Source organism: Halobacillus sp. A5, assembly GCF_024189315.1.
Classification (GTDB): Bacteria; Bacillota; Bacilli; order Bacillales; family Halobacillaceae; genus Halobacillus_A.
Map to the genome: position 1 here is coordinate 12910 of NZ_JAIZEO010000006.1, position 21712 is coordinate 34621.

The 21712-nt window shown below is 44.5% G+C and carries 22 protein-coding genes; 11 read left to right on the forward strand and 11 right to left on the reverse strand.

The genetic code is table 11. The features are described 5' to 3' along the window. Positions 1 to 18: 18 nt before the first annotated feature. A complete protein-coding gene (locus LF822_RS20160) occupies positions 19 to 1557 on the reverse strand; it encodes an NAD(P)H-hydrate dehydratase (protein WP_253925895.1) in 1539 nt (512 codons plus the stop codon). Between the two features lie 57 nt (positions 1558 to 1614). After that, on the reverse strand, positions 1615 to 1971 hold the full coding sequence (gene acpS, locus LF822_RS20165; protein WP_253925896.1) for a holo-ACP synthase: 357 nt from the start codon (positions 1969 to 1971) through the stop codon (positions 1615 to 1617). Between the two features lie 123 nt (positions 1972 to 2094). Between acpS and LF822_RS20170 the strand changes: the two genes are divergently transcribed. Next, the gene (locus LF822_RS20170; protein ID WP_253925897.1) at positions 2095 to 2856 is read left to right on the forward strand and encodes a rhomboid family intramembrane serine protease; all 762 of its coding nucleotides are present in this window, start codon (positions 2095 to 2097) and stop codon (positions 2854 to 2856) included. 78 nt (positions 2857 to 2934) lie between these two features. On the opposite strand, the gene cshA is transcribed toward LF822_RS20170, so the two are convergent. Further along, positions 2935 to 4410: a degradosome RNA helicase CshA gene (gene cshA / locus LF822_RS20175; protein WP_253925898.1), complete on the reverse strand. Its 1476-nt coding sequence runs from the start codon at positions 4408 to 4410 to the stop codon at positions 2935 to 2937. 372 nt (positions 4411 to 4782) lie between these two features. Between cshA and LF822_RS20180 the strand changes: the two genes are divergently transcribed. Further along, complete coding sequence (locus LF822_RS20180; protein ID WP_253925899.1) at positions 4783 to 5697, forward strand: DMT family transporter; 915 nt, start codon at positions 4783 to 4785, stop codon at positions 5695 to 5697. Positions 5698 to 5761: 64 nt separating this feature from the next. Next, entirely contained in the window at positions 5762 to 6619 is an 858-nt protein-coding gene (locus LF822_RS20185) for a DegV family protein (protein WP_253925900.1), read from the forward strand. A gap of 203 nt (positions 6620 to 6822) precedes the next feature. On the opposite strand, the gene LF822_RS20190 is transcribed toward LF822_RS20185, so the two are convergent. The 4 genes from LF822_RS20190 to LF822_RS20205 form a co-directional block, all read right to left on the reverse strand. Beyond that, positions 6823 to 7557, reverse strand: a complete 735-nt coding sequence (locus LF822_RS20190) for an alpha/beta hydrolase (protein WP_253925901.1) — start codon at positions 7555 to 7557, stop codon at positions 6823 to 6825. A 43-nt stretch (positions 7558 to 7600) separates the two neighbouring features. Continuing rightward, the gene (locus tag LF822_RS20195) at positions 7601 to 8002 is read right to left on the reverse strand and encodes a YppG family protein (protein ID WP_253925902.1); all 402 of its coding nucleotides are present in this window, start codon (positions 8000 to 8002) and stop codon (positions 7601 to 7603) included. A 92-nt stretch (positions 8003 to 8094) separates the two neighbouring features. Then, positions 8095 to 8376: a glutaredoxin family protein gene (locus tag LF822_RS20200; protein ID WP_253925903.1), complete on the reverse strand. Its 282-nt coding sequence runs from the start codon at positions 8374 to 8376 to the stop codon at positions 8095 to 8097. Positions 8377 to 8698: 322 nt separating this feature from the next. Continuing rightward, positions 8699 to 9328, reverse strand: a complete 630-nt coding sequence (locus LF822_RS20205; protein WP_253925904.1) for an SDR family oxidoreductase — start codon at positions 9326 to 9328, stop codon at positions 8699 to 8701. Between the two features lie 140 nt (positions 9329 to 9468). Between LF822_RS20205 and LF822_RS20210 the strand changes: the two genes are divergently transcribed. Beyond that, positions 9469 to 10563: an SDR family oxidoreductase gene (locus LF822_RS20210; protein WP_253925905.1), complete on the forward strand. Its 1095-nt coding sequence runs from the start codon at positions 9469 to 9471 to the stop codon at positions 10561 to 10563. A 48-nt stretch (positions 10564 to 10611) separates the two neighbouring features. Here the strand turns inward: LF822_RS20210 and abc-f are convergent, their stop codons facing one another. The 4 genes from abc-f to LF822_RS20225 all read right to left on the reverse strand — a co-directional run bounded on the left by abc-f (position 10612) and on the right by LF822_RS20225 (position 14217). Further along, positions 10612 to 12417 (reverse strand): ribosomal protection-like ABC-F family protein, encoded by a 1806-nt coding sequence (gene abc-f / locus LF822_RS20215; RefSeq protein ID WP_253925906.1) that lies wholly within the window; start codon positions 12415 to 12417, stop codon positions 10612 to 10614. 98 nt (positions 12418 to 12515) lie between these two features. Further along, complete coding sequence (locus LF822_RS22990) at positions 12516 to 12623, reverse strand: RAxF-45 family protein (protein WP_305881987.1); 108 nt, start codon at positions 12621 to 12623, stop codon at positions 12516 to 12518. Between the two features lie 59 nt (positions 12624 to 12682). Beyond that, complete coding sequence (locus LF822_RS20220) at positions 12683 to 13147, reverse strand: MarR family winged helix-turn-helix transcriptional regulator (protein ID WP_253925907.1); 465 nt, start codon at positions 13145 to 13147, stop codon at positions 12683 to 12685. A gap of 134 nt (positions 13148 to 13281) precedes the next feature. Then, on the reverse strand, positions 13282 to 14217 hold the full coding sequence (locus tag LF822_RS20225; protein WP_253925908.1) for a YegS/Rv2252/BmrU family lipid kinase: 936 nt from the start codon (positions 14215 to 14217) through the stop codon (positions 13282 to 13284). Between the two features lie 145 nt (positions 14218 to 14362). Between LF822_RS20225 and LF822_RS20230 the strand changes: the two genes are divergently transcribed. The 7 genes from LF822_RS20230 (at position 14363) to LF822_RS20260 (ending at position 21509) form a co-directional block, all read left to right on the forward strand. Continuing rightward, a complete protein-coding gene (locus LF822_RS20230; RefSeq protein WP_253925909.1) occupies positions 14363 to 14803 on the forward strand; it encodes a MarR family winged helix-turn-helix transcriptional regulator in 441 nt (146 codons plus the stop codon). A 157-nt stretch (positions 14804 to 14960) separates the two neighbouring features. Then, the gene (locus LF822_RS20235; protein ID WP_253925910.1) at positions 14961 to 15635 is read left to right on the forward strand and encodes a hypothetical protein; all 675 of its coding nucleotides are present in this window, start codon (positions 14961 to 14963) and stop codon (positions 15633 to 15635) included. Between the two features lie 15 nt (positions 15636 to 15650). Continuing rightward, a complete protein-coding gene (locus LF822_RS20240) occupies positions 15651 to 16946 on the forward strand; it encodes an efflux RND transporter periplasmic adaptor subunit (protein WP_253925911.1) in 1296 nt (431 codons plus the stop codon). A gap of 98 nt (positions 16947 to 17044) precedes the next feature. Next, positions 17045 to 18043, forward strand: a complete 999-nt coding sequence (locus LF822_RS20245) for an LLM class flavin-dependent oxidoreductase (protein ID WP_253925912.1) — start codon at positions 17045 to 17047, stop codon at positions 18041 to 18043. 7 nt (positions 18044 to 18050) lie between these two features. Then, positions 18051 to 18722, forward strand: coding sequence for a VOC family protein (locus LF822_RS20250; RefSeq protein WP_253925913.1), 672 nt, complete (start codon positions 18051 to 18053; stop codon positions 18720 to 18722). 103 nt (positions 18723 to 18825) lie between these two features. After that, positions 18826 to 19773: a BMP family lipoprotein gene (locus LF822_RS20255; RefSeq protein ID WP_253925914.1), complete on the forward strand. Its 948-nt coding sequence runs from the start codon at positions 18826 to 18828 to the stop codon at positions 19771 to 19773. After that, a complete protein-coding gene (locus LF822_RS20260) occupies positions 19770 to 21509 on the forward strand; it encodes a methyl-accepting chemotaxis protein (protein WP_253925915.1) in 1740 nt (579 codons plus the stop codon). The genes LF822_RS20255 and LF822_RS20260 overlap by 4 nt, the downstream gene beginning before the upstream one ends. Positions 21510 to 21712 lie beyond the last annotated feature (203 nt).

Consider the following 21712-nt stretch of genomic DNA (forward strand, 5'->3'; position numbering starts at 1 on the left):
GGACAAAGGGAACGTAATTTACGTGGAAGAAGAAAATGTACGAAAAGTTTGAGATAAACCGTTTATAAGATCTGTCGCTGATAAATCAAACGTGGAGTGAGTCGTCATCGTCAAACGTTCTGCCGTCTTCCCGTGAACCATACAGCCATTAGCCAGCGCGTCCAGTACGGAGCTGCTCTGCAGAACCAGAGCGAGCAGGATACCTGAGAGCGTATCACCGCTTCCGCCTTTAGCCAATCCTTCGTTGCCCGAAGTTTCGACTCTCTGCTCTCCGTCGGGGCTTGTGATAATGGTAGAAGGACCTTTAAGGACAACGTATACACCGTTTGTTTTTGCAAAATTGCGGGTGATTGAAAATGGAGACTGCATCACTTCTGCGATCGACCGATCCGTTAAAAAAGCAAACTCACCCGGATGAGGGGTTAGAATAACAGGATGAGGATAATCCCTGCACTTGGCTGCCTTCTCCTTCATATGATAGAGGCCGTCCGCATCTATAATCAGCGGACCTTCAGCATGGGTGAAAAGCTCATCCATTTGAACGGTCAAGCGTTCATCACGCCCCATTCCCATCCCAATTGCAGCTCCATTATAAGCAGACCAGTCCACATTTTTAAAATCCCGGATAAAGCCTCCGTCCTCTGGCAAAGGATGAAACATAGCTTCTTGGAGGTACGGCGCAAGCATAGGTATAGAGCTTTTTGGAGCAGCGATGGTTAACAGCCCAATCCCACTTCGCAGCGCCGCCTTTGCTGTCATACCGACTGATCCCGGCATAGAGCAGGATCCTCCAATTACAATTCCTTTGCCGTGACTTCCTTTGTGCGAGTGAGGGTCACGAACAGGAAACGTATTTAACGCATCCTCCATCCCCCACCATTGCCGGCCTGTACGTTTAACGAGGTGGTTTGGGAGGCCGATTTCTACCGTCGTCCACTCCCCGTAATAAGGGCTTGTCGATTCCAGAAAAGCGCTCATCTTGGGAGTGTCAATAACGCACGTATAATCTGCACACACCCCGTCAAATTCTATTGCTCCCTCATCTGCGGGAACGCCGCTTGGAAGGTCAACCGAAATTGTATATGCCGAAATTGTATATGCCGGAATTTCATTCACAATGGACACGACTTGATCTAATGGAGAGCGCAGCGGACCGTCCACTCCAATTCCAAGAATGGCATCAATCACGACGTCAGCTTGATGCAGGGATTGACGAAGAGAAGGTAAGTCTTCCATTTTATTCAGCCGATATCCAGAATGGAGATACAATTTCTTGTGCGCAAGTGCATCTCCCTTAATCTTCTCATCAGGTACGACCTGCCACGCCTGGACAAGATACCCTCTATTCCGCAAAGTCCGGGCAATGACAAAGCCGTCTCCCCCGTTATTGCCACCTCCAATCAGCACGATAATCTGCTGTCCGGCCGATAGTTTCTTCTCCACATCATCAGAAACCGCTCGTCCAGCATTCTCCATCAACATTGATCCGCATATTCCAACCGTTTGAATAGCGACTTGATCTCTCTCGTACATTTCCTGTGCGGTCACTATATCCATTCGTTCCCTCCTACCCGCATTACCATGCTATGACTAAATCTATGTAAATATGTCCACTTAACGTTCTTCAAGGATCACCTGGGCCACTGCATACTGTTCACTGTGGGTAATCGCAACCCAAATTGAAAGTTCAGAATAAGAGGATACTTTAATATGAGGGGCCCCCTTCTGATCAGGCAAAACTTCGATGTCTTGAAAGCTTATCGTACCAATACCCGTTCCTGCAGCTTTCGCAAACGCTTCTTTTGCCGCAAATCTTCCAGCAAGAAACTCTATTTGACGCCTGTCGTTCAGCCGCTCATAATAATTACGCTCCTCTTTAGTTAATATTCGTTGAACAAAACGAGGATTACGCTTTATACTTTGTTTAATACGATCTAGTTCGATTAGATCAATTCCAATTCCTTTAATCATCGTCATCTTCCTTTAAATCGTTTGTGATTAGTATACCCGATCTTCTCTTTGATCAAAAAGCATACTTCTTTCATTATTTGATTATAGTGATTAATAACCTTTCACATGAAGGAGCAGTCGCACATGTTTGTCCGTACGGAAAGCTTTCAAGAATTTATAAAATTTTACCCTATTGTCTCAGGGCTGATCGTCATTCATCTCGTGCTCTGGTTATTTATTGACATTTTTCAACTGTCGTTTGCGATGCAGATATTGAGGGAAGGGATCGGCAATAACTATTTAGTCGGTCAGGGCGAATACTGGCGGCTCGTGACTCCTATATTTCTTCACGGTGGTTTTGCGCACGCCTTGTTTAACTCTTTCTCGCTCGTATTGTTCGGACCGGCACTAGAGCAGATGCTCGGTAAGACAAAATTCATTCTTATGTATTTGACAGCCGGTATTGCCGGCAACCTGGGTACTTACTTTATGGCTCCTGACGCTTTTTATCAGCATCTAGGCGCTTCAGGATCTATCTTTGGAATATTTGGCGTTTACCTCTTTATGGTGCTTTATCGTAAATCGTTAATGGGATATGCAAATACTCAAATAATCATGGTCATGCTTGTACTAGGCTTATTTATGACTTTCTCCCGCTCAGGTATAAACATTTGGGCTCACTTATTCGGTTTGATCGGCGGTTTCGCCATAGCTCCTCCCCTGCTGACAAAGGCGCGCCCTTTTTCAGTCTGGCAGAACAGGTCCAAATTTGCGAATCGTGAGCCAAAGGATATCGGCTTTAATCCGAACCGCTGGAATAAACGTTCGAACGTGACTCTTAAAAAATATGGTAAATATCTTCTTTGGGGGGTTATCATCTTCTTAGTCCTCCTTGCTTTTATGTAACCTTGAGGCAAACAGCTCTAAATATTGATTTTGCATCATAACAAAAAGCCCGATCGCTATGATCGGGCTTTTTGGTGTTTATTTAGAGTTGTTACGTCCTTTGTTCTGGAAGCTGCGGTTGCCTTTACCTTTATAGTTACGGGAATTGCCGCCTTGTTTGTTATAAGGGCGTTTGCCGTCTTTTCGGTAAGGCTTCTTGCCGCCTTTACCACGACCGCCGCCACCGCCGCCTTTAACACTGATCGGCTGAACGGATGAAAGCCTGACAGGAACTTCACTGCGTTCCTTCGTCATCTGTTTCAGGGCAGCCGCAATAATATCAGAAGCATCATGCTGTTCTAATAATTCGCTTGCCGACTGCTGGTATTTAGAAACATCTTCCTGATCAAGCGTCTGGACAATCTTATCGACAGCCATCTGCTGCTGACCACGGCGAGCTTCATCAGAAGATGGCACGCTCAGGCGTTCCACTTCTTTCTTTGTCAGCTTCTCAATTAAGTTCAGCTGTGCTTTTTCACGTGGTGTAACGAAGGAAATTGACTTCCCTTTACGTCCTGCACGTCCTGTACGTCCAATACGGTGAACATAGCTTTCTGGATCTTGTGGGATATCAAAGTTATATACGTGAGATACTTCAGAGATGTCAAGTCCACGAGCCGCTACGTCTGTAGCAACCAGAATTTCAATGCGTCCTTTTTTAAATTTGTTCAGAACTGACATACGCTTTCCTTGTGTAAGGTCTCCGTGAATACCTTCTGCAAGGAACCCACGGGCCTGAAGACCGTCAGAAACTTCATCGACACGGCGCTTCGTACGACCGAAGACAATTGCTAAAGCTGGCGCATCAATATCAAGCATACGAGTTAACGTATCAAATTTATGCTTCTCAGGAATTTCAATATAATACTGCTCGATATTTTCTACTGTCATTTCCTTCGCTTTTACCTTGACCTCTTCCGGCTGCTTCATAAGCTTCGTAGCAATGTCACGGATTTCTTTAGGCATTGTAGCCGAGAACAGTAAGGTTTGACGGTGTTCAGGGAGGGATTTAAGAATGTCACGAATATCATCAATGAATCCCATGTTGAGCATTTCGTCCGCTTCATCTAAAACGGCAGTATGCACACTCTGAAGCTTAATTGTTTTACGACGAATGTGGTCAAGCAGACGACCAGGTGTCGCAACAACGATGTGATTGTCTCTTAACGCACGGATTTGACGGTCCATGTTCGATCCGCCGTAAATCGGCAGCGCACGAACGCCTTTATTTTTTCCAAGACGGTTGATTTCCTCAGCCACTTGGATCGCAAGTTCACGTGTAGGGGCGATAACCAGCCCTTGAACGGAGCGAACGTCTTTATCAATTTTTTCGATCATCGGAATACCAAACGCTGCAGTCTTACCAGTTCCTGTTTGCGCCTGCCCGATGACATCTTTACCTTCCAGCCCGAGCGGAATCGTTTGTTCTTGAATTGGTGTAGTTTCTTCAAAACCCATAAAATCTAATGCTTTTAGTACTGGTTTTGACAAACCTAATGAATTAAATGTTGTCACTATACTTTCATACTCCTTTTTAAATAAAGTGAAACCTCCAGCCGTTGAACACGGTGGTCAGTTTAGAATTACGCATCTAACCGTTTGAGGCTCGCCTTCCACTCTACTTGATTGAAGTATGATAAGCCTCGATGCTGTTAGACCCGAAATAGATTTACATGTTATAACAAGTGAAAAAAGCCTTCTGTCCTGAAATTACGGAGAGGCTTCGACATACTTGCCTGAACGATTCTTCCATCATAACACACATAACTGTATTAATTCTACACATTTTTCAAATGCTTTTCAATCGTAACAGTGATAAAATTAAGGAAAACGGCATTACGCTTAAGCTGTCGTCATCCTAAACTAACTAAAAAGGAGGGCCTTTTAATGGATAAGCCTCCATTTCATCCCATACTGTTATTAATCGTTGGGGTCATCTCAATTTCAACCTCGGCGATTTTCGTCAAGCTGGCCGGCGATGCTCCATCCTCTATTACTGCATTTTACCGATTGGCTTTTGCGGTAATCATAATGGCTCCCTATGTTCTTCTTAAACACATGCCTGACCTAAAAGGGGTATCCGGAAAAGATTGGGGATGGGCTGCTGTATCAGGTGTTTTCTTAGCTCTCCACTTTATTTTGTGGTTTGAATCTTTAAATTATACTTCTGTTGCCAGTTCTGTCGTTCTCGTTTCCATGCAGCCGATTTTCGCCTTTATTGGAACGTTTCTCTTTTTTAAAGAGCGGTTTTCAGCTGGTGCCGTTTTAAGTATGATTATTGCGGTTACAGGAAGCGTCATAATCAGCTGGGGAGACTTCCAAGTCAGCGGAACCGCATTATACGGAGATCTGCTGGCGCTTGGCGGAGCTGTTATGGTAACAGGATATTTCCTGGTCGGACAAAATCTGCGTAAACGCTTATCCATGACTTCTTATACGTTTATCGTCTATTTTGTAGCTACGGCTGCTTTACTGCTTTACAACATCGGCTTACATGTGCCACTAACAGGGTATAGCGGTAATCAATGGTTCATCTATTTATGTCTGGCTGTAATTCCAACTTTTTTTGGCCATTCATTGTTCAACTGGTCATTACGCTGGATCAGTGCTTCCAAAATATCGATGAGTATTTTGTTAGAACCCATTGGAGCAGCGATATTAGCTTTTATCATACTAGGTGAAAGAATTTCCTGGGCCCAATGGCTCGGCGGATCTATTGTAATCTTCGGCCTTATGCTGTTTATTATCAGTACGAAAAAAATGATGAAACCGAAGCTTACCCATCACTCAGGAAAGTCTTAAGGAACGTGCGTCTGTTATACTAAACGATAGAGCGTACGATTAATACCGGAGAGCAGGTGAACAGATGTCGATTCAACTTATTGTTGATGGAGGAGCCGATCTTCCACAACAGATGATTGAAGAACACCATCTTAAAGTAGTACCTTTAAATATTCACTTTGGTGAAGAACAGTATAAAACGGGGGTAACCATTGACTTGCCGACATTTTATACAAAATTAAAAGCTTCAGACGAGCTTCCGACCTCGTCATCACCAAGCCCTTATGATTTTTACGAAAAATACAAACAGGTCGAAGGCGGTACACCTATTCTTGTGCTGGCATTAACCCAAGGCTTAAGCAGTACGTATGACAGTGCTGTTATGGGACGGGATATGCTTTTAGAAGAAGAACCCGGCCGAAAGATTACTGTCCTGAATACGAAGACCGCTTCCTGCGGGATCGCTTTACTCGTTCATGAAGCAGCCGGCCAAATTGAAGCGGGCAAGCCTTTCGAAGAGATCGTACGCCATATGGAAGCTAAAATCGAACAAACGACGACGCTGTTTATTTTAAAAACACTTGAGAACGTCATAAAAGGCGGACGGTTAGATAAAGTAAAAGGAACGATTGCAAAAACGCTGAATATTAAGCTGTTAATGAAAGCAACCGAAGACGAAGGATCGATTGAAGTTACGGAAAAAGTTCGCGGTGATAAAAAATCTCTCCGCCGCTTTGTCGAGCAGATCGGGGAATACGCCCATCACTTTGAAGATAAAGTGATTGCAATGTCCCACAGTCATGATGAGGAACGGGGACACTCCGTCCTGCAGACCATTAAAGAGAAATACCCATTCAAAGATTCCATCTTCACAGAAACCGGCCCATTAATTTCAACCTATGCAGGCGAAAGCGGTCTAGTTATTGCCTTTTTTAAAGATTAGACTCTGTTCATTTGTGAGGAGAGCTATTCCTTGCCCTAGATAAAGGCAGAGAGTGCGTGCCTGAAACCTCAGAATAGAGGGGTTGAATGGATCACAGCGAGACTTCCGCGGGAATGAGGCTGGCGAGATCCGCAGGGCTTGCCAGGCTGTCCCCCGCACGGAAGCGGGTTGGACTACCCTCGGTTTTCGCCCATAAATCTCAATTATGACCCATAAACCCCCACCTCCGTTTCCTTCTTCTCATAGGACAGCTTACTTAAGAAGTACAATACGCTTTCACAAAGAGTATCACGGTCTTCATCATGACAGACTAAATGCTTGGAATTGGGCAGAAACACTACTTTCTTATGGGAGGAGCCTATTTCCTGTTCCAGAAAGTTAGCTGCTCTGCTCGGTACCATTCCATCCAGTTTACCTTGAAAAATTAACGTCGGGCATTTCACATATTGAAGGTAAGGCTTTGTAAACTCGACGCACTTCATGAATTCAAAGCTGGACAGAAAGTGAGTCTGCTTCATTTTCGTTTGATAACGTACAAACAATGGATTGTTGGTCAAGGTACCTTTCCATGCATCTGCAGCTATTCCAAACGTATCTTTCACGAGCTGAGGAAAGCTGATATATTTTAAAGCAGCTGACAGCAGCACAAGTCTGTCAACTTCATGTTTAGCTGCTAAGTAAGAAGCAATCATTCCCCCCATTGAAAAGCCGATGATGAGAATAGTATCATGACGGCTTTTTAAATCGAGTAATGCGAGCTCTGCTGTCGCAATCCACTCTTGATAATAATGACCCCGTAAATCAAGCTCCGTCCCGTGACCAGGCAGCGTCGGGACTTTGAACTCCCAATCGGTTCTCAAATGTAAATAGTCCACTAGAGGCTCCACCTCTTCAGGACTTCCTGTGTAACCATGGATACATAGACACCCTGTACTCACTGATCTCCCACCACTCTTTCTAATATGTAAAAAAGACTGCGAATTAGCGCAGCCCTTTCACAAATGATCCGATTCCTTTTACCATAGGTGATACTTGTTGAATCGTTTGTACGACCTGCCCAGTCGTGTTCATCATTTTATCAAAATCCATCTGCCCATTCTCATCCTGAAAATAAGCCATCATCTTCTTTTTCTGCATGCCATAAGCTCCAATATCATAATAACCTGGATATCCATATCCCTGCATATATTGTGCTTGAATGCCCGGTTGACCTTGTGGTTGAACCTGAGGCTGACCCTGAGGTTGACCTTGCGCTTGATACATGCCCGGATCCCATCCATACGGCACTTGATTGTATAATTCATTGTAACTGCGGTCGATTGCCTCATTACCGTATAGTGATTGAGGCGGCTGCCAATAGTACGGGTTGTACGGCGGATACATAGAAGGACCCCCTTTACGTTTAATACTATAGGCTATGACACCGTTTTAAAAAAGTGTAAAAAAAAACAAGTGACAGCACATCACTTGAACTCTTATGAAAAATGAATGGTATCTGCACTTTGAAACCGGCCCGCATCCTGAATACCTAATGCTCGTTTTAAGCCCCGTTCCTGATAGCCCAGTACTTTTTCATCGTCTATAAACGTTGCAGGAGTGCCGTAAATCTTTTGTTGCTGCAGTTCTTTAAAATAGGCTCGATCCTGCGAAATATTTTTCTCTTTAAAATCTATCTCCCACTCCTCTAGCTTGGAGAGAACTTGTTTACAGTGGGTACAATGATCACTCGTATAAACCACTACTCTTTGTTGATTCATCGGTGGTCCTCCTCTTCCATGTCTGCATCTAGTTCTATTGACTCACTATATAAATACCCGGCTTCTCTCTTTTTAAACCTGCATTTTCCCAAAACGTACCATCGTTTGGATTAATAACCTTTTAAATGGTCCTCAATCAGGCAGAGTAATAGATTCAGAGTGGTCAGCCTGCTTCAGAACTACGAAGTCCGGGGAGGAATCCTCAGTGAACCGACGAGGCCGCTTGTACATTCCACCTTTTTCTATCTGCCGAAATGGGAACACCCCCGCGATCCGGAGCTTCTATATAGATGAGGACCCAACAGTAGTCTTCACCACTTCCTTATAAGAGTAATTCTTGTATGGATTGTTCTCCGCTGATCAGGTCGTAGCTTTTATTCTCAGCTTTAGGAATACTTAATAAACGAACAATCGCTTCGGCTGCATCTTCACGAGGAATTTCCCCAAAATTATTCATATGCTCCTGCAGCTGAACCCTGCCTGTGCCTTCCTCATTCGTTAAACGGCCGGGACGTACTATCGTGTAACTTAATCCAGACTGTTTTAAATACTCATCGGCCCGGTGTTTAGCATATAGATAATGCCTTAACCCGCTTGGACCGGACTCCGGACGGTCTGCAGCCATCGAACTCAGCATCACAAACCGCTGAACTCCAAAGTGCTTCGCCCGCTCAATTGCCTTAATTGCTCCCTCCTGGTCAATCAAGATCGTTTTGTCTGCTCCTGTATCAGGTCCTGATCCTGCCGCAAATATCACGGCATCAATGTTGTAAAACGCAGATTCAAAATCCTTCTCCAGGTTTCCGAGTACGGTAGCAATTCCTTTTTCCTCGAATTGAGGAATTTGTTCGGTGGATCTTACCATAGCTACAGGGGTATAGTGAGCTTCCTTCAATTTATATGCAATATGCCTGCCTACTTTTCCATTGGCTCCAATGACTAAAACGCGCACGTGCCAGCCTCCTTACGTATTGACAATCTATTACTGTAAAGTTCCCTATCCCCCGAAAAATAAACAGTATCACGCTCTCCGCGCAGGAATTTCACAGGAGACAGCGAAGTAACTTAGTAATAGAGAAAGGAGAGGTCCACTTGCCTAATTACATGCTGACAGGATTTCCAGGCTATCTCGCTACTAATTTAATTAAAGAAATATCAAACCAGGGGAAGCCGATTGATCAGTTATACCTTTTGTATCATCCATCAGTAAAAGATACAGCAGAATACGAGTTGGACAGCTTGCTCAAGGAAGGATTCCTAAAAGAAAACCATGTCCAGTTGATACAGGGAGATATTACGTTACCTCATTTAGGACTGACCTCCGAGCGGTCTGCTTCGCTGCTGCTAAAGATTACTCACTTTTTTCATTTAGCTGCCCTGTATGATTTGGCTGCCCCTCTCTTACCTTCCTGGAGAATTAACGTGGATGGTACAAGAAATGTACTCGAATGGCTTCGGCATGCAGCGGCTTTAGAACATTTTATATATTTCAGCAGCGCCTTTGTTTCGGGAAAACGCGAAGGGAAGATTTTTGAACACGAGCTCAGCCATACCCATGGTTTCAAAAACCATTACGAATACACGAAATACGAAGCAGAACGTCTGGTACAGCAATATAACTCCATCCTTCCGACCACTACCCTCCGCCCCGGGATTGTCGTTGGTCATTCACAGACAGGAGAAACGATGAAATTCGACGGCCCTTACTTTATTCTGAATTTGTTACATCAATTAAAGCGGCTGCCCCTCCTGCCTGCTTTTGGTCAAGGAGAAGCCTATGTCAATATTGTGCCTCAGGACTTTGTTACAAAAGCTGCGGTTTACTTAGCTCACCTGCCTCAGAGTATCGGGAAGACCTACCACCTTACAGACCCGGCTCCGCATACCGCCCATAACATTTACCGGATGTTTGCGAACCTTTATCTCCATAAGACTCCGAGCTTCACTATTCCCCTTCCTTTAGCGAAGGCCGCTTTATCATTTGAAACATCCAGGAGATTAACAGGAATTCAAAAGCACGCATTATCCTATTTTACTTGCAGCAGCAAATACGAGCAGCAGAACGCTTGTAATGATTTAAAAAAAGCCAGCATCTGCTGTCCGAATTTAACGAGCTACCTCCCTGTATTAATTCAATATTATGAAGCCCACCGACAGGACGGCCATAAGCACCTTGCTCTGTTGTAGGTATAACAATAAACAGCCTGCATTCCTTTCTGCAGGCTGTTCTTTATGCTATTGATCCATCCATTTTGCATACAATTGTTCGATTTGAACATGAATATCGGCTTGAACCGCTGGATCTTTCTCTTGCAAAACTCGTTCCTCCAACTGAATTATTTGTTCTTCCCAGTTTAAACCCGCAGCTGGATGGTCACCTGTTGATTCCTTTTTCTTGGGCGCATTCGAAGCTGCTACTTTTTCTAATAACTGCTGCCAAATCTCCCTTGTTTCTTCATAGCTCCCCAGACAGCGGTGCAGCCGCCCATTTACGAGGTATGCCGTCTCTGGGAAACAGGCGTTTAGAAAATGGCGGTCATGTGAGACTCCTATGACGGTGCCTTCAAAGCGCTGCAACGCTTCTTTCAGCACTTCCTGCGATTCGACATCCAAATGATTCGTCGGCTCATCAAGTACGAGCAAGTTTACTCCCTGGTGCATGAACACAGCCAGCTTCAGCCGCATTCTTTCGCCGCCGCTGAGGCGCGATATCTTTTGAAAGACATCATATCCATAGAACATAAACGCGGCAAGCATGTGTCTGGCCTGCCCTTCGGTTACAATAATCTGGCTGCGAAAATAATCAATCATCCGCTGAGCTTCATCAACATCCTGAAGCGGGTTCTGCGGCAGGTAGCCCACTTTCACAGACTCCCCGCAGCGGACCAGCCCGCTATCTGCCTTTTCTTTATTCAGGATAATCTTCAAAAGGGTCGATTTGCCGCTGCCATTTGTTCCTACAACCGCTAACCGCTCCTGAAAACGCAAATGAAGATCGACACCGCTTAGGATCTCCCGGCCATTGTAAGCTTTAGCTGCGCGTTCAAGGACGACTACGTCCTTGCCGCTTCTCTCTTCCGCTTTCAGTGAAAGAGTCATTTTCTTGGCATCGATAAGCGGACGGTCAACCTTTTCCATACGCTCGAGTGCCCGCTCCATACTCTTAGCTTTTCTGAAGAGCTTTTCATTTGGAGGATTGGCTTCATTGGCCCACTGCCTTAACCTTCGTATGGCTTCTTTCATTTTCTTTATTTTCTTCTGCTGCTCCTGATATTGGTGAAATTCAATTAGCAGCTTTTCTTCTTTTTGTTTCTCAAACGACGAATAATTGCCCTTGTAACGCATCGTTTCTCCCTCTTCTAAATCAATGACCGACGTAACAACTTGATCGAGAAAAGTTCTATCGTGGGAGATGATGCAGACGGACCCTTTATATCTCTGTAAATAACTCTCAAGCCACTCAATCGCGTGCAGATCCAGATGGTTCGTCGGCTCATCCAGCAACAATACATCTGGACGCTCCAGCAAAATTTTAGCCAGCGACAGCTTGGTAATTTCTCCGCCGCTTAGAAGATGGAAAGGCTGGTCAAGTAACGACGCGAGCTTAAGTCCGTTCGCTGCCTGGTCGATGGAAGCTTCCATTTCATAGCCTCCCTCTTCAGCAAACTGCTGCTGCAGTTCACCGTATTGAACCAAGGCTTTCTCCATCTGTTCAGGATCCTGCATAGACTTTTCTAACTGCTTCATCTTGTCAGATAACTGAGTAAGCTTTTGAAAGGCTGACCGCAGGTACTCTCTCCCCGTGCCTTTGTACTGCTCCGGAATTTGTTTTAAGCAGCCGATCGTAAGCCCCTTCTTAATAAAGAGGCTTCCTCCATCGAGTTCTTCTTCTCTTGTCAGCAGTCGAAAAAGAGTCGACTTTCCACTGCCATTACGACCAACAAGCCCCACTTTTTCTCCTTCCAATAACTCAAAGGTAAGCGACTCAAATAAGACTTTTCCACCGATAATTTTATAGACATCTTTTAGTGTAATATTCATTTATAAAATCCTCCTAAAGACCAAAAAAAGCCAGAGGTCCCGTGACCTCTGACTTTAATATCATAATTCAATCAGGTATGAGACGTTATCTATTTCCATTATTTAACTGGTAATTGGGACACACTGATCCCTTGTACAGTTAAATCATGAAAAAGCGCACGATTGATATAGAGCAGTTCACGATCAATAACGTGCTTCGATAACATCTTCATTCCCTCCTTCTGTCCTTAGTTATATTCTATTATACCTAAAATAAAACGTCCGTCTAGTTAATTTGCTGATCTGCGTAGGTGCCAAGCTTTTTCAGCAGTTCAATAGCCTGTTTCTTCTCCTCCGTTGTTAAGCCGGCAGTAATCTTCTCGATCTGTTGCCAATGGTCAGGAAAGATGCCGTGGAGCAGCTCTCTTCCTTTTTCATTAATGGAGGCATACGTAATCCTCCGGTCATTCGGACATGGGACACGCTCAATGTACCCTTTCTTCTCAAGCTTGTCCACGACATACGTAATACTGCCGCTCGCTAATAAGATTTTTTCTCCGATTTTCTGCAGCGGCTGCTCCCCTTCGTGATAGAGCAGCTCAAGCACCCCAAACTCCGTCGTGTTTAAGCCATAACCCTGAATATCCTCTTTCACTAAATCTGCAATAGAACGCTGAGCTTTTGCCAGTACAACAAACAGCTTTAACGATGGGTCCTGTTTCTTCTGTTTATAAGATTCATGTTCGTCCATAGTTCTCTTCCTCTCATCCTGCCCTCTAGTTACGTTTAATATATCAAAGAATCAGAGCTTGCAAAAGACAAACAATAGAAAAAAACGCTTTGACTTTAAATAGAGGCCTGCTAAGTCAGCGCCAGTTCATCTTTTCACTGTCCATTTGACAGCCTTCCCTGATTCTTAGCGACTGCCGGGTCAGGGGTCAGGAACGTAAAGTGCCCGTGCAGCACTTGAATATGGGAAGGAGTGGCTCCTTTTATCTCCCCATCCATATCTACTTTCTGCTCTTTCTCCACGTTGACTTTGATATTATTTCCCTGCAGATACGACAGCTCCTGAAAGTTATCCGGATCGGACCAGGGCTTGTTCATCGACAGCAGTTCCCTGAACAATGTTAAGTTCGAGTTCTTAATAATGAGCACGTCAAAACGCCCGTCTTCCGGGCTGGCTTCCGGCAGCGGCACCTCTCTCGTTCCAATAAATCGTCCATTCAATACTAAAACCATTACGGCTTCTTCTCTAATCTTCTCCCCATCTACATCTAACACAAAATGAAAAGATTCGGCCTGATTCATTGTCTTAAAAGCACTAATAAAATAGCTCAGAACTCCAAAACGATCCTTCTGCCCCTCATCAATATTTGTCGAGGTTTCCGTAATTAAACCGATTCCCCAAAAGTTTATAAAATAATTATCATTACTTTGACCGATATCCACTTTTGTTTCCTCACCGTTTATCACAGCTTCAGCTGCCTGCTTCATCTGCGGCGGGGTACCAAGCACTCTGCTGAAATCGTTACACGTTCCCCCTGGAAGTATGCCGATCACTGGTCTGTCCGGTTTGTCCGCCAGACAGTTAATGCATTCATGCAGCGTGCCATCCCCACCCAGAATAAATAGAACGTCCACATACGGACCATAGCTGCAGCACGTTTCTTTAAACTCTTCCAGCGTTTCCGTCTGTATGACCTGCAATTCTTTGATTTCCTTTGTGATAACGGGGATGGTTTCTGAAAGGTTTTGTTCTAATTGTCCATTTCCCGAATTGCCGTTGTATATAAATAACCCACGTTCATAACGAGGCATCATCATCCTCCTTCCCCCGTTCTCCGTCTTATTATAATTGCCTGTTTTCATCCCTATCAAACGTATGTCCACTCCATAAACAAAGGGGTTTACCATTCCCCACAAAACTTATATACTTATCCTAGTTTAGGAGGCTGACTGAAGAATGAATAGACAAATCGAACCTTTGTTAGGCTATAATATCAATGTCATCTCTCATTTCTTAAAAAATATTTATAATGATAAATTGAGCGAATACGGCCTTACCAACGCGCAGGCGAAAGTGATTTACTTTCTGGCCAAGCACGGGGAGCAGAGTCAGTCTGATTTGCAGAACCGTCTATATATTAAAGCCTCATCGATGAACGGCATTATTGAAACGCTGCTTAAGAATAAATGCATTACAAAAGGGTCAAGCGTCAAGGATAAGCGCACGAAGATGATTCGATTAACACAAAAAGGGGAAAAGCTGGATCAAACCATTTGGTCCATTATCCAGGAGATCGAAACGGAAATTACGAAGGGCTTTTCTTCTGAAGAGCAGCAGGTCATCGTCTCATGGCTGCACAGAATGAAAAATAACTTAACCGACGACGCAAAAAGCTGACAGAAAATGAATGACCAGCCTCCCTTACCCGCGCTGTCTGATCCAAAAGCCGCTTCAAAATGAAGCGGCTTTTTCCAATTATTGATAAAAATCGATAGAAAGATTAAGAATTTTCAGTTACACTTATGATTAGATGTAATGAGGAAGGTGACGTTCAATGACCTACTATACAAGCTCTATTAAACTACTATTCCATCCGCGTAACCAGCTCGTTAGTTTGCGAAAAGCAGAACGCCTTCGTGGATTCTGGAAAACTTTTTTTCTTCTCTTCTTTTTTACTATTCTTACATATGCAGCTACAGCCTGGGCCGGTCTGGGCACCGATCCACTATCAGGAGAAATAAGCACTCTCAGCCGAATCGACTTTGAATTCCAGAAAGTTTGGTTTTTATTCGGCCGGATCGCTGCAGGTCTTAGTTTATTCCTCGGAGTATTGATCTTACCCCCTTTTATTTTCTGGCTACTCTTTGACCTGCCTTTTAAAAAAATAGTCAACATTCAATTAAGCGTATGGATATTGATGCTTGTCGAGCGTCTTACCTGGATTCCTTTCATGATTTATCTGGGACTTGATTGGTATGTATCGCCTTTATCATTTGGTATCATCGCTTCTTACTTTACACATTTAGATTGGATGATCTATTTCTTTGGATCACTGTCGTTGTTTCAGCTTTTCATTGTTTGGTTTCAAGTCAAATCGATCACCTGGCTCTCTCCATCAAGAAGATGGTGGATCATAGCAGGTGTCATTCTTTGGAATATCATCTTATGGGCCGGAACAGCGGCATTAGTCTATTTCGATGAAACTATCGTACAACTATTACTCTCTTAAAAGGATGATCGAATAATGAAGTCAACTCGCAGAAAGAAATGGATAGCAGCTGGTGTTTTTCTTTTTATTGTCTGCAACAGCCTATTACTCTATTTTGATAAAGAAAAAGCTGTTGAGCGTAAATCATTCGTCCATAACTGGTCAGGTACATTTACTGACGACGTGGTGGAATCTATTGACGTCCGTGGTGTATTTGCTTCCAATGAAGACGCCCCTGTTTATTTTGACGACAACACCGGTGCTTTTCAGGAGTTTTTTGTGGAGGTGGGTGATGAGGTAAGTGAGGGGGATGAACTGTACGCTTACGAAGTGCTCGATTTTGAGAACCAGGTTAGCGATCTTGAGCTTGAAGCGGCAAAAATAGAAGAGGAAATTACGGCCATTGATACATATCTTACCGAGCTTGAAAGCTATACGATCGAGGAAGGGTCGGATGATTCATTCGAGGGCTTTGACTCCCCTTTCCCGTCTGACGAATCTGACGAAGATGAAGACTCTGAGGAAAACGGTGAAGACAATGATAACGAAGAGTCTACAGCTGAGGCTGAGCTGATTCAGGAAGAAGCGATCAACGATAAAGAAAAAGAACGAGCCCAGAAGGAAGCTGAACTGGCCATGGTGAATGACCAGCTTGATCAGCTGACAACAACCGGGCAGACGATCACCGTCCGCAGTACATTTGAAGGCGTAGTGCGTGATCTGTCAGAAGACTTATCCACTCCTATACTTACTCTGTCTTCCACAGAGCTTGTCGTTGAGGGGGAAGTAAATGAAGAGGATCGGAAGCTTATTGAAGAAGAGATGCGGACAGAAGTCACAGTTGAAGATATAGAGGATGGTGAAGTTACTCTTCCAGGCGCAATAGCTGAACTCGACACGTTTTCTAAGGAAACAGACGTCCAAAAAGCGAGCAGATATCCTTTTGAAATCACGTTAACTGAGGAAAACGAAGAGATAAGACCCGGTTATCATACGGATGTTGAAGTCATTACAGATGAAGCGGCCGATGCAGTTGCTGCTTATGAAGACGTTTTGATTACGGGTGAACATCTATACGCCTGGGAAATGACGGCTGCCGGTGTACTTGAAAGAAAAGAAATCGAGACAGGGTTAGAAGAGGAAGGAGTTGTGGAAATCACAGACGGTCTGGAGAATCAGGTGAAGCTTGCCGATGAACCCGAAGGCCAATTCCGCACCCTTACCCCTTTTATCACACCAATCGATCTTAGCCACGTCAAAGAAGATGAGCTCTTCGACGGTTCAAAAGCGATTATGAAAGAGAACTTCCTGCTCGGAATCTTTAATAGATAACAGCTCTCTTCAAGTGAAAGCTTTTGCAAAAGTTAAAGTCTCATGCCACGATGTATAGTAGTTTAAGTAGAACATCGTCGAGTAAAGGGGCCAATCTTATGAAGTTAAGCGTACTAGATCAATCTCCTATTCTATCAGGCAGTACACCAGAGGAAGCATTTCAGCAGACAACCGAGCTTGCTAAACGAACTGATGAACTTGGCTTCCACCGCTTCTGGGCAGCCGAACATCACAGTACAAAGGGACTTGCGGGTTCCTCTCCGGAAATTCTGGCTGCACATTTAGCCAGTCAGACGAGCCGTATACGTATTGGCACAGGTGGTATACTCCTCCCCCACTACAGCCCTTATAAAATTGCGGAAGTATTTCGCGTGCTTGAAACGCTCTACCCTGGACGAATTGATTTAGGGGTCGGCCGCTCCCCGGGGGGAGTTCCTAATGTGAATCTCGCTTTAAACCGCGGCCAGATTCCATCCATTGAAGATTACCCCAAACAATTAAGCGAGCTTCTCTCCTATCTTTATGGAGAAGACCCTCACGGGATGGGTATCTTCGCCGCACCTAAAGGAGAGAGCAGTCCGCCAATCTGGATGCTTGGATCAAGCGGCACGAGTGCCAGAGTCGCTTCTGAACTTGGAGTTTCGTATTCATTTGCCCATTTTATCAATGGACACGGAGGGTCACGGGCGATGAACCGTTACTTTGATTACTTTCACCCCTCCGTACAGCAGAAAGAACCCCATGGGAACGTATCTATCTTTGCTGTGTGTGCCGAAACAGATGAACATGCAGAGTTCCTTGCTTCAAGTCTTGACTTAGCGATATTAAAGATTGAACAAGGCGGCCTGCAGCGCAGCTTTCCTACCCCTGATGAAGCGTTAGACTATTCGTACAGTGTGTTTGAAGAGCAGCAAATTCAGGATAACCGTAATCGTATGGTTGTCGGTTCTCCTGGCAAAGTAAAAGAGGAAATCGAATGGCTGGCTCATTACTACAATGTGGATGAAGTGATTATCAATACAATCGTTTCTCCTTTTGAAGATCGGTTGAAGTCCTATCAATTAATTGCTGAAGCGTTTCAGCTGAACAAGGAGTGAACAATTCATGCTCGCTTTTGATCATTTGGTGATTGCCTCTAAACAGCCCGGGGTAGAACAGAAATCCTTCACCCGGAATTATGGACTTCTCGGTGTAGAAGGAGGAAACCATAAGCTTTGGGGCACATTCAATGAACTGTGCTACTTTACGAACGACAATTACGTCGAATGGCTCGGGCTTCTAGATCGTGAAAAGGCAGCGAGATCAGACAATCCGCTCATTCAGCAGTTTAAACAAACGTTTGACCAGGGTGAATTCGGTCCCTTTCAGTTCGCCCTCAGGACCACCTGCATGGATGAATACGTCAAGAACTTTAACGAAAACAGCATCCCTTACCAAGGCCCTTTTCCGGGTGAAAGGAAACGTCCTGATGGATCTTTGCTGAAATGGCGGATGCTCTTTCCTCACACAAACGGTGAAGAAAATTTGCTTCTGCCCTTTCTTATTGAATGGACTGGTAAAAATGTCCCTTCAAGCGAGCATGAAATAAACCAATCCCGGTTCCTCCGGATTTGCATCGGTGTTCAGAACTTAAAGACAGCTGCAAGTCTGTATCCCTCTATTTATCAATTAGAAAGCCAGGTCGAAAACCATACATTTTCATTAGCTAATGGTGAATTAATTTTAAAAGAGAATCCGCCCTCTCTCCGTGCTGATTATACTGATTTCTCCATCTAACGCTGACTCATGAGTCGGCGTTTTTTTTTGGTCATCTATTTACATTTGTAAAAATTAACCGATATTACAGGATGTCAGACATCTTACGTTAGGAGTTGAGTTTATGAAAGCCTACCGATGGTTCGGTTTAATGATTTTATTACTAGCAGCAGCGGGCTGCAGCAGCAGTGAAGCTGATTCGGCCAGTGCCGATAAAGGAATCAGCGCCGGCCTTCTCGTTACAGAAAGCGGGCTTGGTGACGATTCGTTTAGCGACTCGGCCTTTCAGGGACTGGAGCTGGCCAGGGACGAATTGAATATTTCCTTCGATTATCGTGAACCTTTTGATGGAGACTTCGAGGGTCATATGGAAGATTTAATTGAACAGGATCACGATGTAATTATGGGGCTTGGCTATGATGCTCAAGCGTCTATCGATGCTCTTGCGGAAGAATATCCGGATCAGCAGTTTGTATTAATCGACGCGGTTTCTGAGTTTGAGAATGTGACGTCGATTACGTTTCGGGAGGATGAAGGCAGTTATTTAATTGGTCTGCTGGCAGGAATGAAGACAGAATCGGACGTGGTTGGATTTGTCGGCGGAGAGAAGATTGAGGTTGTGGAGCGGTTTGAGACCGGCTTTCGTGATGGGGTCGAGGAAGTAAATGAAGAGGCCGAAGTGCTTGTCGAATACGCTGAGACGTTCGACGATGATGCGAAAGGTGCAGAGCTGACCCGGGAAATGGCGGATGAGAATGCGGATTATGTTTTTCATGCGGCTGGTTTTACGGGTGTCGGCGTGATGAAGGAAGCGGAAAACCTGGGAATCTATGCATTTGGCGCAGACAGCGATCAATACTTTGTTGCTGAGGATGCCGTTGTGTCTTCGATGATGAAGAATGTAAATGTCGCGCTCTATGATGTCATGGCTCAGCTGGCTGATGGCGAGGAACTCGAGGGTGGATTGAAAGAGCTCGGCATTGAGGAAGAAGGCGTCGGTCTTGCCCCTATCCGGTTAATTGATATGTCGAATGAGGAACAGGAACGGATTGACGAGGAGGTTGGACAATGACGATAGGTAAACGTTTATATACGATGACACTTCTGCCTCTTTTGTTAAGTTTACTGCTTATTTCTTATATCGTGTTTCAAATGATCAGCTTTGAGAGTTCAAGTAACGAAGACGTGGCTTTTCTTCTAGAAGGAAAAGAGGTAAACAGCCAGTTGGTTTCAGTCGAGCAGGCGTTAGATACATATGGATACAGCCCTTCTGAAGCTACTAAGGAGGAGGCGCTGACTCAAATTGAGACGACAGGTGAATCGTTTGAAAACTTGTCCCCTATGATCCAGACAGCATCGCAGGAACAATGGTATGAGCAGGCACAGACGAAATATGAGGAGTGGCAGCAGACCGCCATTGAAGCGCTTGAAGCCGAAGACAATAACGAAGTGCAGAGGCAGGCATCACGTACAGCTGGTATAGTAAATGATACGTATAATCTGCAGGAAGAAGCTCAGGCTTGGTATGACAATAAAGTAGCCGCACAGGCTGATTCGATTCGTAATTTAATTATTTTTGCCCTCGTGTCAGCAGGAGTGTTAGTCGTATTATCCATTTTTGCTACGTCCCGCCTGACTTCACGTATTGCTAAACCGATGCGGGAGCTTGCTCATAAAGCTTCACAAGTAGCCGGCGGAGATTTAACCACAAGAATTGAAACGACAGCTCGTGAAAATGATGAAATCGGCCAGCTGAAACGTGCTTTTCAAACGATGGTGGATAACTTAACAACCACCCTTCAGTCAGTACACCGCATTGGCGGCAACGTTGAACAATTCAGTTCTAAGCTGAACAAGGAAATGGCAGGGCTCTCAGAGGTTACCGGGCAAGTCTCAAGTTCGACTGATGAATTAGCACAGGGAAGCCAGTCCATTTCAAATGATATTCAGGAAATCGCCTCATTAATGGACAAAATGAACCGTGATTTTGAGCGTAATACAGAGGAGAGCAAGCTTGCTTCTGAAAAAAGCACACAGGCGCTCTCTTCTGCACAGGAAGGTCAGGAAGCTATACTGGACCAGCGCCAGGTCATGGAGAAAAACAATCAGTCGATCACCAATGTGGAAGGTTCAGTGAATGAATTTATCCGTTATACAGATCAAATTGAAGTAACCGTGAAATTGGTAAATGAAATTGCGGAACAAACGAACCTGCTCGCTTTAAACGCAGCTATTGAAGCAGCCCGCGCAGGAGAACATGGGAAAGGATTTGCTGTAGTTGCAGAGGAAGTAAGGAAGCTTGCCGATCAATCCACGAAAGCAACCGGCGAGATCTCTACTATGGTTCAGCAAATTAAATCAGGAGTTACCACTATTGAGGAAGAAATGAAAGAAACGATGACACTTACTGAACAACAGCATCAATCCTTAAACGCCTCTGAAGGGGCCTTTAACGTGATTCACACGCAGGTGGATGCAATCTATCAGCAATTAAACGATTTAGTTAAAGGGATGATGGAGTCGAAGGAGCAGAGCTCACAAGTAACCTCTTCTGTTGAGAATGTCAGCGCCATAACGGAAGAAACAGCGGCAGGAACAGAAGAAATTTCTGCTTCAGCTGAAGAGCAGCAGAATGCGTTCAATCAATTAAAAAATGAAGCCGACCATTTAGAAGGAATGGTGGTAGATTTAAATAAACAATTAGCTCATTTTCAATGGGAGCAGCGTCCTTCAGATGGAGAGTTTTTGAAGCTGGGTGAAACAAAGAAAGAAGACGATAACGAAAGCATGCCTTATGCAGCAAGCTGAGTATATCAAAAAGGGAGCAGACCAATTGCTCCCTTTTTTTCCAAGCTGTTGAAAAGACTTGAATGGATGTACACATGATATCTCATGGTTCCTCTATCAGACTAAGAAGAAAAAGGAACTGGAAAAAGCGCTGCTTTTAAGTGGGGGAGGCGGAAAATCTCTTTGTTCTGCTCGTCCCACAGGAGGCGTCACGCTTTCCTTTC